We start from the raw sequence: 14168 nt of genomic DNA on the forward strand, positions 1-14168 counted from the left end.
ACTTGGTGGGTCTGTCTTTATATTATCAATGGCTACTTTCAAGAAATTTATCTACTGTTAAAAAGGCAGTACCTAACTTATTAACATCAATAAAGTAAGTATAGTGCTTATTTGGGCTGCTACTAGCTAATTCCAAATTTGCCCAACTTAGGTATTCCTTTATTGATTTGTCGAAATCCTTAGTGGGATCAAAATAAAAGTCCCAAGTGACTCTATCAATTACCTTAGATTGATCACTAGATAAAATTTCAATAAGGATTTTATATAGCTCTGGCTTTTCAGTGGGATTACAAGCTAATTTTATCTGATAATCTTTTAGGCGTAATTCTATTAGATATCTACTAGCTTTCAAAGAGGCAAATTTTAATTGTTGTGTACTTTGATTATGTGCAATTTCTTCAAGTGTTTTTATATATAAAGTATCATTTAATACTTGGTCCTTTGGGATAGATACCTTAAAACTTGCATCAAGCTTTTCTGTAGTCGCGGTTGTGATATGCTGCCAGTAACAAATTTGTGTTTTAGGGTGAACTACAACAATTAAGACAGGTAGTGCGTGGTTCAACCAGTAGTCATAATGTTTTAGTGACCCATAGAATATAATTTCTCTTTCATTTTCATCAGCTTGGTTTTCCCATCCATCTTTAAACCAACTAGATCCAGATTTAATTTGCAGTGCTATTAATCTACCAGTAGGCTTATCTCCCATTAGCATCTCAATGTGTGCATCAATTCCGTAATCATTTATTGGCTGTTCTCTAAAAGCCCATTTCATAACTGATTCTACAGATGCTCCTACAAAATGAATTCCAGAACGTTCAGTTCGTTGACTTTCGGTTGCTTTGATATATTCCTCTGCTATCTTTTGTTTACTAGTCATATAATCCCCCTATATAAAATATACTTAACATATTGATTATTTCACAATGCCATTAAGATGGTAAATAATAAATTTGGTATAATTTTGTAATAGAGAAGAACCTTGCTTTTTACACGTTTCTAAAAAGTAGTGTAAAACATATAAAAATATAATAGGGATAATAGAGTGAGTGTTACCAACAAGGAAGGGAGAATGATCAAGTTTGAAAGGTAAAATAATAGATAGGATTTACAAACCATGTAAAGCTTGCAAATTCAATTCTGACCGTGAGGTTTTATTTTATGATACAGAGCAAAATAAAGAGAACTTAAAGGTAATGATAATTTATGAGGAACCGGGTGGAACACCTGGTGGTGATGACAAATATATTGCCAATTATTCACCAATGGAAAAGGCTAAATATCATAGGAAACACTTCCCTGCTTGGCTGGCAAAATATTATACGTATCATTTACAGATTTTTAAGTTTTTAAGACGTGATGGTTATATTTCGAGGCATTTGAATTATTTTGAAACAGCCATGAAGGAAGTTTATTTCACTGACGCAATAAAATGTAGAGTAGAAGGAAATAAAGATAAAGGTGACTTAAGAACATGTAGCAATGAGTATCTGATTCAAGAAATAGATGAGCTACCTAATTTAGAGTTGATAATAGTTTGTGGTGCAATTGCACTAAATTCATTAAGGTGCATATGTGATACACCCTCACAGGTTGGTGTGCTGTCTCAAAATCCTTTAATGTCGTTTAATAATCGATACTTAGATAAAAGACATGGAGATGTATATGACTTTAAATTTAGAGGGAGAAAATGGATAAAGGTAATACACTTTGCACATCCTCGTTGGGTTTATGATTACTCAGGTATTCCAGCTGTGGACCGGGAACATGTAATTATTAAGAAAGCATGTAAATTTGCTTTTGATAGTGTAAAAGAATTGTCATAGATGATTTAGAAATAGAGGGAAATAAAGTACTAATCGTAGTTTTTTAGCGGATGTTGATTTTGAACTTATATAGTAAAAAAGTTATATCCATAAATAACCGAGCATATCCATAAAATAAAATCATATGGGGAGCTTGGTTATATTGCGTTATAAAACACACATCGTAAGCTCGTTAACAGCAGGTGCTGGTTTGGCAATTATGTTAAACTATCCTTTTCATATTGGATATGTAATTGGGATATGTTTTGGTAGCTTGCTGCCGGATATCGATGAACCGCGGTCGTTCATTGGTCGTAGATCCTTTGGTCTTTCTAAATATGTTAAACAAAGATATGGACATCGAGGAATTACACATAGTTTATTTGCATGGATGCTTGTATCAGTTGTTTTTTTAATCTACCCATCTTTCTTAACAGTTGGCCTTTCGTTAGGATACCTGTTTCATTTAATCGGAGACTTATTTTCAGTACGAAGCATTCCTATTCTTGCCCCATTTAAACCAGTCCGTCCGAATCTCCCCTTTACATACAAAACAGGTAGTTTTACAGAGGACATATTACTCTACATTTTTACTTTTCTATTATTCTATTTTGTGTTTGCATTCGGAAAGCTTTACCCCTATTTGATTCAATCAACAGTAGAGTTAGTTTCTTCAATTATTCATATATTAATGGATTACCTAAAGACAATATCTAAATGAGGAAGTGGTGAAGTGTATAGAAAACCATTGGTCATTCATCCTGACAGCAGGAATGTTTATTTGTTGGAAGGTTTAGATGAAAAAGGAGAAGTCGGTCAGGAATTAATTGAATTCGCAGATTTAATTAAGGCACCCGAGCAAGTTCATACATATGCTTTAACCCCATACGCGTTATGGACTGCAAAGGCAAAAGGGGTAGAAGTAGATTTTATTATTCGTTTCTTAGAGGAACAATCTCAAAATGTAGTACCAGATTCGTTAAAAGAGACTATTAAAAAGAATATGAACCATTTTGGAGCATTACAATTTTCCATGGATGATGATCGTTTGCAATTACAGGCAAGAACGGAAGAGTTAATAAGCGAAATTAAAGCCATTGAGGGAATTCAAAGTAAAATCGTAGGTCATCCGGATCCGAAGACTTTATTGTTTAAAGCTCGGTACAGAAAAGAGGTTAAGAAACTACTCTTTGAGCATGAATTATTTGCAAAAGATATTGTATATGAAGTTGGAGAGGAATTAGATATTACCAGCATAAACCTTCAACTATTGGATTACCAGTATGCTGCCGTTGAGTCGTATTTAACTTTTAACCACCAAGCTGGAGGTGGTGGCACGATAATTATGCCACCGAACTCAGGAAAGATCCTAGTCGGAATTAAAATTATTGAGGCATTAAAAATATCAACACTAATAATTGTCGAAGATAAACATAGGGCAGAGAAGTGGAAAAGTGAACTCATTAAAAAGACAGACCTATCTGAGAGCAATATTACAATCTTTAGTAAGGAAGACAAAAGCTTAAAACCAATTACAATTGGAACATATGAAATTCTTGCTGATCACGTAGAGGATTTGGTGGGCTTTGGTTTTGTGATATATGATGATGCTCATAAACTTCCAACGCCAACCCATGAAAAAACAGCAGATATTCAAGCAACAAACAAATTAGCTTTAGCCTCTACTCTTGCGAGATCTGATGGCAATGGCCATCTTGTTTTAGCATTAATTGGGCCAAGATGGTACGAAGTACTGCATCGAACCCTGGTAAACCGAGGATACCAAGTTCCAGTTAGGTGCGTAGAAATTAAAATCCCTTTACCTCCAGATGAGTGGCGTAAATATATAGCTAGAGATCATAATAAGAAAGTAAATCCGGACACTTTAAATTCTAACAAATATAAGGCGTTATCCATTTTATTAAAAAAAGAGAAAGCAAAAAGATTATTGGTTGTTTCTTATTTCAATGAGGTTACAACAGCATGTAGTGAACTAATTGAAATAGATACCTTGACGAATCAATTAGGTGAAGAAAAGCAAAAATACCTTATAAGTTCATTTAACAGTAGAGAGATTGATAAATTAATAACATCCTCAAAACTTATTGAAAATATGCCACTTTCCATGGTTGAAGTGATGATTGCCTTATCCCATCAGCAAGGGTCTGTAAGGGAAGAATATCTCCGGCTGGGGAAATTACTGCCGGCAGAAGAGTGGAAAGAAGATGCTGTATTGTACTCGCTCGTTTCATTAAATACGGATGAGGAAAGACATTATTCCAAAAGAAGACGAAGACTTATCAATTATGGATTTCATTATCGAATTCTTACATTTGAGGAGCTAGTGGATAGGGGTGAGTTTTTTGAATCATAGAGAAGCCCTATTGCAGTTAGGTGAAGAACATTTAGAGGATATCCTGAACAAATTAAAAATAGAACCTTTTAAAGATGCTACGAAATCATGGGTTGCTAAGGATATCGCAGCATTTTATCAAGATTCAAAAAAGTTTCATCGTGTAATACAAAGCTTTGGCGAACAGACAATAAATGATTTACTTCTTTTTGCACATATTCAAAAGCCAATTAATAATGAACAAGCACAGTTATTTAATGATTACGGAATACTTGTTGAGGGAGAGCTTCCAGATGATTTGAAAGATTGTTTAATCCAGTGGTCAAGATCGATGTTTGTTAAAACATTTTCATCAATTAGTGAAGGTACTAACCAAAGCTTTTTCTTAAAGTGTGTATTATTACTTAATTACTTTGAAAGAGAACAGAATGTGAAATTAACGCATAGAAAAAATGATCGTAATGTTCGTCTTTTGACAGAAGAGTTAATCATGGACAAGGAAACAGTTTGGAAAGTAATTAATACTTTAGTTAACTATGGATTTCTCAAGAAAACTAAACATCTATATGAACTTAATGTATCTGCTTATACAAAATGGAAAAAGCAAACAATAGACAAGGTTTTAGAAAATTTTTATGAGAATCAGGTTGGAAGTAGAGGTATTTTGTTTTTACAAAAAATCTCCAAATACCAACAGAACCCTGATGAATGGGTTGATATGACTGTTATTTCAGACACTGCTATGGAATTTGACCAAACAAGGCAATTAGGTTTAATACAGGTTCATAGGGAGTCAGGAAAAACATATGTTCAATTGATGCCTGAGGGCTGGTATCTTACTAAAAAGCAAGTTCATCCGTTATGGAATCAAGAAGCATTGTTAGTATCAGCTTCATTTGAAATTTTTGTACCTTATCATTACGATCCATTTATACTATTTGAACTTCTGCCAGTATGTAGATTGAAAGATTCACATTACTTTTTAGTATTTGATATTGAACTTGATCAGATAATGAAAAATAAAAAAATCACACAAGAATTTCATTACACTTTAACTGGATGCGCTTCAGCAATTCCAGATGTAGTAGATTATGAACTTAAGATAGCAATTAATAAATTAAAAGAAGAAGTATAAAGATATCAAAGGAACCCACCGAGTTGATGTATAGGATTCTATACGGATACTTGGTGGGTTATTTCTACTTGTTAGCTCCGGATATGCTGGCTAATGCTTTTTATCTTTTGGTGGGTTTGGGTCATTCCCGTAGCTGTCTGAATCTCGAAACTTACCATTTTTCCCTTGAATCCTTAATTCTGAACTGTTGCTTTTGGCCCGTTCTCTTCCGTAACTTATAGCATCCCTTTGAGTATCGAATGTTTTTGCTACCCTTGATTTGTTCTCACCACGAACAGCCCATTTATCTCCGTGTCTTACAACGTATTGATTATCTTTGTTTGCCATTATTACACCTCCCTCCTTTTTTACAAAATTCAACAAATTTATAAGAAACACCTTCTATTTACTGGGAATTTTGATAAACTAAATTTAATAGATGTCGGCAGTTTACATTGCTAGAGTGTGAAGAAACAGTATTAATTTCTAGGGGGTGTATAGTATGGAATGTGCTTTGTGTAAAAAAGGTACCACTTTAGAAGTAAGTCATATAATTCCGAAATTCGTTTATCGTAGCATGAAAAAGAACTCTCCTACTGGTAATATGCGATTAATGAGTGAACCAAATAGAAAAATACAAGATGGTGACAAGCAACAAATGCTATGTGGAGAATGTGAGGATTTGTTTAATCAAGATGAAACAACTTTTGCAAACACAATTTATCATAAATATCAGTCAGGGACGTTACAAGAATTCGAGTATGGTCCTTGGTTTAACCGATTTATAGCCTCTGTGAACTGGCGCAATTTGTATTTGGACATTATCGGATTTGTGTCAGAGCAGAACATTGATCCCTTCAGATTAGATGTGTTAATTCATGCTGAAAAAGTTATGCGGGGCTTTTTATTAGGAGAAAGTCAAGATTTAAGGGATATAGAAAATCATGTATTCTTTTTCAATCCTATAGAAACAGCTTCAGAAGATATGGCTGATTTAAACTTACATACTGTTTTTGGAGGTAGTGTTTTTGGTTATACATTTATCAGCCATGATCATGATTCATACTACGTTTTTATGAATCTTCAAGGGTTAGTCTTAGTTACTATTATTAAATCGGCTAAACAAGAATCCTGGAATAACACCTTAGTACATAAAAAGGGTAGATTTGACCCTAATAAACCTCAGCATATTACTTCACCATTATTTTCAGAATTTGAATATCTTGCTCAAGAACGTAAAAAATCAATGGAGCAAATGTCTGATAAGCAGCGAGAAAAAATTATTGAAGCCATAAAAAAAGACCCAGAAAAATTTAAAAACAGTAAAGCTTATGAACGTATGTTGAATGATCAACGACTTAGAAATAAGTAATAAAACCTTCAAAAATCATAAAAATCATCTGAGTCTGCTCATTACCTTAAAAGGTGATGGGCTTATTTTTTGTGCATTCTTAAATACATCTACACTGCATAGTAATCAAAACTACATTTTGATGACGAAAAGATACCGGATAGTAAAAGTAAAAGAAAATATCATATGGTGAAGAAGTAATGTAGGAACCCACTGATTTGGTTGATGAAGCCGCTTGGAGGGCTTTTTTTGTTGTTCTGAAATGTTTAATTATGAGACAAGCCTTTCTATTGATATGGTAAAATTATCAAAAAGGTCAGTTTTTATGAAGGGGAATAATAATGAGTGAAACTATCAAACTTACACCAGATGATATACAAGATATTAAAGCTGATATAGATGAAGTAACTAAACTAATTAAACATTATGCTATCCAATATAAAGGGCAAGAGCACTATGACCATCTAGGTGCCAGTTGTGTTATGTCAGCAACCAATACAGTTGATACAGTCATTGGTTCAGCTCAATATTTAGATGGTGCGTTTCTTATGCCGGATGAAATTCACGTTGAAAGGCTAGTTGACTGGTTTACACAGAATAGAGAATTTGAGTGTGATAGAGCCATTCTTACCTTTTACTTTGCAAACTATATTAAGCGAAAGATTAATGCCTTATATCGCTCTATCAATAAAGCTGAGTTTGCTACCACGCTAACTATTATGGGGGATAAAGCAGCAACTAATGAATTTAAAAAGCAATGCCGTAATCGTAAGAAGCTAGGTGTGAAAATAATCAGGCAGTAATATGAATTTATAAAATAGCAAGTGTTGTCTTAGAGGAGGTTATATAAAATGCATGTTTTTTTGGACTCAAATATTATATTTTCTGACCCATTTTTTAAAAGAAACTTTTCAAGAAAATTCTTAGAGATGTTAAAGGAAGTTGAAGGTAAATTATATATATCGAGTATCGTTCATGAAGAATCCCTAAATAATTACCGGAGGGAAGTTAGAAAGAGAAGGAAAGAGTTCGGGAAAGAAATGAATAATTTAAACAAGCTAATTAGGACTGAAATTGAAACCAGTAATATTAGCGATGAACTTTTTCTTAACGAATTCAATGATTTTTATCAGGAACTAATTGATGATGGAATAGTAAAGATAATTTCACATGAAGAGTTTGATATGTTTAATGAGATCGTGAGAAGGTCATTGCTACCTCAAAAACCTTTTGAACATGGTAAAGAAGAATTTAAGGATACTGTAATTTGGTTGACTTATGCTAAGTATGTTGAAAAATATGACTTATGCCAAAGTTATTTTATATCGAATAATACAAAGGACTTCTATGCTAAAGACAAAAAATCGCTTCATTCTGACTTACTTCAGGACACAAACAGACTTTTACCGTTTAAATCAATTGAAGAGTTTATGAAAGAAGAATCAGAGTTAATTGATGAGTTACAAAGAAAATATGAGGAAATGAGAGTTGAAAGTAATAATTTAGACAAGCTTATTAGTTGGTCTGAAGAAAATTTGAATCACAGGCTTATACAGGAAATAATCGCGGACACGTTTGTGGATATTTTAGATTCTGAGGTATACGATTACGTTAATAATTTATCACCTCATGAGTTAAGTCTTATAACCGGAGAGGATTTTGAACTAGCAGAGTCAAACGGTATTTTAAAAGTAGTTTTGACTACATTTGAAAGAGAGATTTATCCCGAGGAAATTATAGTTTATGGCTCCCTTAATGTACTGAATGATGTCTCACTTTATCTATGGAATTCGTTTCATGAAAAAGGTGATGATCCATATATCTATAATGGTTCAACAACAATCCAGCACACAATAGAGTTCACTTTCTCGATTGACGATTCTGGAGAGGCCAGTAATTTTGAAGTTAAGGATGTTGAAACAACAAAAGAAGAACAACCCTACTCTGGTAATGTTGATCCTACAGAACTTTTTTAACATTTTTTACTCAGGATATAATATTTTAGGTAACTAAATTAGCGGAGGGACTTAACATTAATATATTCATTAATTCTCCAACTGATTGGCGTGATAAGTAGGCAGCATATTTAAAGGTTTAGGCCATGAGGTTTTTATAGAAAAGGATATACAAACAGTGCGGGGAACGGTCAATGTAGACGTTTTTGCAAAGGATGAGGAAATTGTCCCATCATCTGTTTTTATATGTGAATGTAAACTTTGGAATTATAGAGTGCCAAAAAGTGTAGTACATGCTTTTCGCACAGTTATTACAGACTTTGGTGCGAATTTCGGTTATATAATTTCAAAGTCTGGATTTCAAGAAGGAGCCTTTCAAGCCGTAGAAAATAGTAATATCAAACTTCTCACATGGGATGAATTCCTAAGTTTATTTGAAAAGAAGTGGCTGGAAGCGATGATTATAAATTTACATAATGAGGGGCTGCCATTAAGAGAATACACAGATTTACTTTCTGAACAATACTTCAAACAAGTTAACCATAATCAAAAAGAAAGATTTAATGCTCGTTGTAAAGAATTAAGTAATATAGCACTCTATACGTCCAAACTGCTGTACGACCCGCCTAAAGGTATTAATTTCAAAGATCATATTGATAGTGTTATTCATTCATTTATAGGTTATCATCAATTGAAAGATATACATTCTTATAGTGATTTCTTTGAATATATGATTTCCTTTAGCAGAAAGTCAATTGGAAATTTAGAATCAGAATTTGGTTTAGTTCTACAATAATATTATAGAAGAAACTCGTTATAAGTAGCCTACTACCTTAATTGGTGGTGGGCCATTTATGCGTTAAATGAAGTGAAATCCGCTATAAATACGAGGTGACAAGTTATCAATGAGTGCTGGGGGAGAAGGAGTTAATATAACGCAATATATAATAGTAGAAACCCGAATTCTTTCAATTTATATCTTTAAAATTTTTATCCATCCGTCTCCACGGCGATGCTTCGGCAGCCATTAGAAACTGGAATGGTAACCATCAGCAGGGTGCATTCCACCGTAACTTATCCATCTGCATTTATCCTGGTTGGTGCAATGAATCCATGTCCATGCGGATACTTAGGATCAAATCAGCATTATTGTACCTGCACACCCAAGCAGATTCACGCCTATCAAAATCGATTATCGGGCCCTGTGTATGATCGTATTGATATATTACTAACCTTACGATCAGTTAAATTGGACCCGTCATTTAAAAGTCATGAGTCTTCGGAAGAGATCCGTAATCGCGTAGGAGCAGCACGTAGACGTCAATATAAGCGCTATCAAATGGAAATCACGAATGCCAAAGTGCCATTTGAAATGCTGACCGACAGCAGCCCATTAACAGATTCCCAGCAGAGAATCCTAACAAACTTAACCGTCAAGCAAAAATGGAGTAACCGAGTCCAGATTAAAATCATCCGGCTGGCAAGAACCATCTCAGACTTAGCGGGTGAGCCCAACATCACAGACCAAGCCATTTGGGAAGCAGCAACCTTAAGAAGAAAAGCTAGCAAACCGGCTTCAAATCTAGTCCTAGCGAGGGAAACATAATGGGACGCAAACCAAGGATATGGATCCCCAATAGATTTTATCATGTGGTTTGCAGGGGAAACCGGCGTGACCCGCTTTTTCGCTGCAGAACAGACTTCGAGGCATATCTATACAACCTGGAGAAAATCCACGAAAAGTTCCCAATAGAAATCGCTTCCTATTGTCTTATGACAAATCACTACCACTTGCAAATCCGTTCAAGGGAAGTTCCTCTTTCGAAAATTATGTCCCTAATCAATAAACGCTACGCTAACTACTACAACACCCGCTATAAAATCACCGGACACGTGTTTGAAAAAAGATATTATGACAAAATCATCGAGGACAAACAAGGTATGCTCGAAGTTAGCCGATATATCCACCTAAATCCAGTCGAAGCTAAAATGGCCAAACGGCCTGAATACTATCCATGGAGCAGCTACTACCTGTATAAATATGACAAAATTAAACCAGCTAATTTTATGAATATTGGGAGCATCCTTGACCATTATTTAGGAACTGATGAGGAGAAGAGAAAGAAATATTGTGAATCATTGTGAAAGTGTGATTGGTTCTTGTATTCTTTTTTTGAAGCAAGTGGGAACGGAAGAACCGTCCCCCTGTTCACTTTTTCTTATTTCAATGCTTGCGTTAAATCCTCAATTAAATCCTCTGCATCTTCTAGGCCAACGGAGATACGAACTAGACCTTCTGTAATGCCAAGCTCTGCACGGCGTTCAGCAGGGATGGAGGCATGAGTCATTTTAGCTGGAAGTGAGATGAGGCTTTCGACTGCACCTAAGCTCTCAGCGAGTGTAAAGAATTTCGTACGACGCAAGAGGTCTTCCGCTTTTTCTGTACTGCCGACATCAAAGGAGATCATGCCGCCAAAGCCTCTGGCTTGTTTTTTATGAATATCATGACCATTATGTTCGACGAGTCCAGGATAATATACTTTAGAAACAGCTTCCTGCTTCTGTAAAAATTCAACAATGCGCCTTGTGTTTTCTTCAATTTCTTCCATGCGTACACCTAAAGTTCTAATTCCTCTTATTAGCAGCCACGAATCCTGTGGACCAAGAATGCCGCCAACAGAGTTTTGGATAAAGTGGAGCTGCTGACCAAGCTCTTCGGAATCAACTACTACTAATCCGGCAACAACGTCACTGTGCCCACCAAGATATTTGGTCGCACTATGAAGGACAATATTTGCTCCAAGCTCAATCGGATTTTGCCAGTAAGGTGTGCTAAATGTGTTGTCCGCGATAAATAAAAGTTCGTGTGCTTTAGCTAATGCAGCAACAGCTTCGATATCTGTAATTTTTAATAATGGATTGGTTGGTGTTTCAACATAAATCGCTTTTGTATTCGGTTGTATTGCTTTGTCAACTTCTTCAATGGAGCTGGTATCAACGAATGTATATTCAATATTAAAGCGTGCTAATACTTTTGACATCACACGGAAAGTGCCGCCGTATACATCGTCTGTAATGATGACATGATCACCTGCAGATAAAAGCATCATAACAGAAGTGACCGCAGCCATTCCGGAACCAAAAGCAAAGCCGCGATAGCCGCCCTCAATATCGCGAATTAAAGCTTCAACCGCTTCACGGGTTGGATTTCCGGTTCTTGCATATTCATATACGAAGTTTCCTACACCTTCTTGTTTAAACGTGCTTGAATGATAAATGGGTATTGACACTGCTCCTGTATGTTTGTCACTAGCTATACCGCCATGAATGAGTTGTGTTTTTTTACGCATGTTTTTCACTCCAAATTATTGTTTTTTATAAATACCTGAGCTTAAATAACGTTCACTGCTGTCCGGGAAAATCGTAACAATATTTGTGCCCGGTTCTGCTGCTTGTGCTTCACGCAAGCTTGCTTCAAATGCCGATCCTGATGAACTCCCTACTAATAGACCACATTTTTGCGATAGTTCACGAACGCGTGTAAAAGCAGCATTGTCACTAATCGTATGGATCGCATCAAAAAGATCTGTGTCCACAAAAGGCGGGATAAACTCCATGCCAATTCCTTCTGTTCGATGTGACCTTGACTCACCGCCGTTTAGGATAGAGCCCTCTGGCTCAACAATTACGGTTTTTATAGCCGGATTTTGTTCTTTTAAATAGTTTGCTGTGCCTGTGAAGGTACCACCTGACCCAGCTCCTGCAACAAAGACGTTAACCTGACCGTCTAATGCATGCCAAATTTCTGGACCTAATGTTTCAAAATAGGTTTCCGGATTTGCCGGATTTTCAAATTGCTGTGGGCAATAAGAATGAGGGATTTCATTTAAAAGTTCCTTTGTTTTAGCGATTGCTCCTGTCATGCCATCTTTTGTCGGCGTATTGACCACAGTTGCTCCTAAAGCACGCATAAGCTCCTGCTTTTCAACGCTGAACTTTTCAGGAACAACAAACATGACGTTAATCCCTGTACCAACAGCTGCTAGTGCAAGCCCAATTCCGGTATTACCAGCTGTAGGTTCAATAAGTGTACCCCCAGCGGAAATATAGCCTTTTTCAAGGGCTGTTTGTAGAAGTTTTTTACCTAGTCGATCTTTTACGCTCCCGCCTGGATTTAAAAATTCAAGCTTTGCAAAAAGGCGGACACCATCAGGCAGTTCAAATTGTGTTATTTCAACTAATGGGGTATTCCCTATTAGTTCATGTACATGTTTATAATATTTCAATTTAAGCACCCCAATAATTTTGGAAAGTTTCAATTTAAAGTGATGTTTTCATAGTGGAATAGTTGGTTTTAACGGGTAATATTAGCGTTGTCTTTATGGTGACAACGCAAAAAAGTGACAATGGGTCAAGGATTCTGACCTCGTCTCCCGCCTTAAGAAAACACTTCTGTCCATTCATCTTTCTTTGCTAGCATTTTTTTAGCAATTTCTTTAGCACCTTCTAAGCTGTGGCTTGCAGCCCATCCACATTGAATTTCATTGCAAGCAGGTACCTCGGTTGCATTTAAAACATCATTTAATGTTTTTTCTAATACATCTAGAATTTCTTCATAATTTGTATGGTTGATTACTTGAAGAAAAAAACCAGTTTGGCATCCCATAGGTCCAATATCCAAAACGCAATCAATGTGATTACGAATAAATTCGGCCATCATATGCTCTAAAGAGTGAAGAGAAGGCATCTCCAAGTGCTCTGTGTTAGGCTGGCAAAAACGAATATCATACTTGTATACTTTATCGCCATTTACACCTTCAGTTGTTCTGACTAAACGTACGTATGGTGCTTTTACTTTTGTGTGATCAAGGTTGAAGCTTTCAACATTCATTTTTTGCATTTAAAAACAGACCTCCAGCTTATTGTTTTTCGGCCTCTATTAACCAAACGAATTTGTTTAATTGTTTGAAAGTTACATAGAAACCGTGCTCGGCAAATTGTTTACGGAGTATATCTATCGTTGTATAATATTCCCGATTTAAGTCCTCAGCTAAATTCTTAAAGCCTTTTTGTTCCGCATCCTCTATTACAGAACGTTTTGCATCTGGGTTTTCATAGACAGTATCTGCAAATACAACTTTTCCGCCTTTTTCAAGTAATTGGCTATATTTTTCGATCGCCACATTTTTTTCTTCATCAGTAAGGTGGTGGAAAGCCCAAGTACTTACAAACGCATCAATGTTAACATTTAATTCTGGCAAGTTTAAGAAGTCACCGTCAAGCAGGGAAAGAGCAGGCACTTTCTGCTGTGCTATTATTCGCATTTCTTTAGAAGGCTCGATACCCAATACATTATAGCCTTTTTCAAGCAGTTTTTTAGACAAGTTGCCTGTCCCAACTCCAAATTCAACGACCGTTCCATTCACTTTAGAAGCAACCTCTTCTAAAATTTCATCGTATCCTTCAAATACTTCTTTATATTCTTTATCATGACCTACTACTGTATTGTCATAGGTTTCAGCCCATTTATCAAATAATTTGATAAATTCACGCCCCATAATTACACTCCCCCTAAATTGAGCAAAAGCAT

The 14168-nt window shown here is 35.6% G+C and carries 16 protein-coding genes; 10 read left to right on the forward strand and 6 right to left on the reverse strand.

Going from position 1 to position 14168, the window contains the following annotated elements; genetic code table 11:
* Positions 1-25: 25 nt before the first annotated feature.
* A complete protein-coding gene (locus AC1Q59_RS11770; RefSeq protein ID WP_492366009.1) occupies positions 26-880 on the reverse strand; it encodes a DUF4365 domain-containing protein in 855 nt (284 codons plus the stop codon).
* 202 nt (positions 881-1082) lie between these two features.
* Here AC1Q59_RS11770 and AC1Q59_RS11775 point away from each other — a divergent pair, with 202 nt between their 5' ends.
* The 4 genes from AC1Q59_RS11775 (at position 1083) to AC1Q59_RS11790 (ending at position 5293) form a co-directional block, all read left to right on the forward strand.
* Complete coding sequence (locus tag AC1Q59_RS11775; protein WP_492366010.1) at positions 1083-1826, forward strand: uracil-DNA glycosylase family protein; 744 nt, start codon at positions 1083-1085, stop codon at positions 1824-1826.
* 142 nt (positions 1827-1968) lie between these two features.
* A complete protein-coding gene (locus AC1Q59_RS11780; RefSeq protein ID WP_492366011.1) occupies positions 1969-2526 on the forward strand; it encodes a metal-dependent hydrolase in 558 nt (185 codons plus the stop codon).
* A 12-nt stretch (positions 2527-2538) separates the two neighbouring features.
* Positions 2539-4179: a helicase-associated domain-containing protein gene (locus AC1Q59_RS11785; RefSeq protein ID WP_492366012.1), complete on the forward strand. Its 1641-nt coding sequence runs from the start codon at positions 2539-2541 to the stop codon at positions 4177-4179.
* Positions 4169-5293, forward strand: a complete 1125-nt coding sequence (locus AC1Q59_RS11790; protein WP_492366013.1) for a hypothetical protein — start codon at positions 4169-4171, stop codon at positions 5291-5293. The genes AC1Q59_RS11785 and AC1Q59_RS11790 overlap by 11 nt, the downstream gene beginning before the upstream one ends.
* Positions 5294-5383: 90 nt before the next feature.
* On the opposite strand, the gene AC1Q59_RS11795 is transcribed toward AC1Q59_RS11790, so the two are convergent.
* Entirely contained in the window at positions 5384-5620 is a 237-nt protein-coding gene (locus AC1Q59_RS11795; protein WP_098353075.1) for a DUF2188 domain-containing protein, read from the reverse strand.
* 154 nt (positions 5621-5774) lie between these two features.
* On the opposite strand from AC1Q59_RS11795, the gene AC1Q59_RS11800 reads away from it, so the two are divergent.
* From AC1Q59_RS11800 to AC1Q59_RS11825, 6 genes are all read left to right on the forward strand, one after another.
* Positions 5775-6644 carry a hypothetical protein gene (locus tag AC1Q59_RS11800; RefSeq protein ID WP_492366014.1) on the forward strand — a complete coding sequence of 290 codons (870 nt, stop codon included), beginning with the start codon at positions 5775-5777 and terminating at the stop codon, positions 6642-6644.
* A 320-nt stretch (positions 6645-6964) separates the two neighbouring features.
* Positions 6965-7426: a hypothetical protein gene (locus tag AC1Q59_RS11805; protein ID WP_492366015.1), complete on the forward strand. Its 462-nt coding sequence runs from the start codon at positions 6965-6967 to the stop codon at positions 7424-7426.
* 48 nt (positions 7427-7474) lie between these two features.
* Positions 7475-8599 carry a PIN domain-containing protein gene (locus AC1Q59_RS11810; RefSeq protein ID WP_492366016.1) on the forward strand — a complete coding sequence of 375 codons (1125 nt, stop codon included), beginning with the start codon at positions 7475-7477 and terminating at the stop codon, positions 8597-8599.
* 106 nt (positions 8600-8705) lie between these two features.
* A complete protein-coding gene (locus AC1Q59_RS11815; protein ID WP_492366095.1) occupies positions 8706-9374 on the forward strand; it encodes a restriction endonuclease in 669 nt (222 codons plus the stop codon).
* Positions 9375-9590: 216 nt separating this feature from the next.
* Positions 9591-10184 carry an ATP-binding protein gene (locus AC1Q59_RS11820; protein WP_492366017.1) on the forward strand — a complete coding sequence of 198 codons (594 nt, stop codon included), beginning with the start codon at positions 9591-9593 and terminating at the stop codon, positions 10182-10184.
* The gene (locus AC1Q59_RS11825) at positions 10184-10723 is read left to right on the forward strand and encodes a transposase (protein WP_492366018.1); all 540 of its coding nucleotides are present in this window, start codon (positions 10184-10186) and stop codon (positions 10721-10723) included. The genes AC1Q59_RS11820 and AC1Q59_RS11825 overlap by 1 nt, the downstream gene beginning before the upstream one ends.
* 74 nt (positions 10724-10797) lie before the next feature.
* Here AC1Q59_RS11825 and AC1Q59_RS11830 read toward each other — a convergent pair whose 3' ends face one another.
* From AC1Q59_RS11830 to AC1Q59_RS11845, 4 genes are all read right to left on the reverse strand, one after another.
* Entirely contained in the window at positions 10798-11928 is a 1131-nt protein-coding gene (locus tag AC1Q59_RS11830) for a bifunctional cystathionine gamma-lyase/homocysteine desulfhydrase (RefSeq protein WP_492366019.1), read from the reverse strand.
* A 15-nt stretch (positions 11929-11943) separates the two neighbouring features.
* On the reverse strand, positions 11944-12864 hold the full coding sequence (locus tag AC1Q59_RS11835) for a PLP-dependent cysteine synthase family protein (RefSeq protein ID WP_492366020.1): 921 nt from the start codon (positions 12862-12864) through the stop codon (positions 11944-11946).
* Positions 12865-13016: 152 nt separating this feature from the next.
* Positions 13017-13478: an S-ribosylhomocysteine lyase gene (locus AC1Q59_RS11840; protein ID WP_492366021.1), complete on the reverse strand. Its 462-nt coding sequence runs from the start codon at positions 13476-13478 to the stop codon at positions 13017-13019.
* 19 nt (positions 13479-13497) lie between these two features.
* A complete protein-coding gene (locus AC1Q59_RS11845; RefSeq protein WP_492366022.1) occupies positions 13498-14136 on the reverse strand; it encodes a class I SAM-dependent DNA methyltransferase in 639 nt (212 codons plus the stop codon).
* Positions 14137-14168: the final 32 nt, after the last annotated feature.

It is taken from the genome of Cytobacillus sp. MT66 (assembly GCF_058792595.1).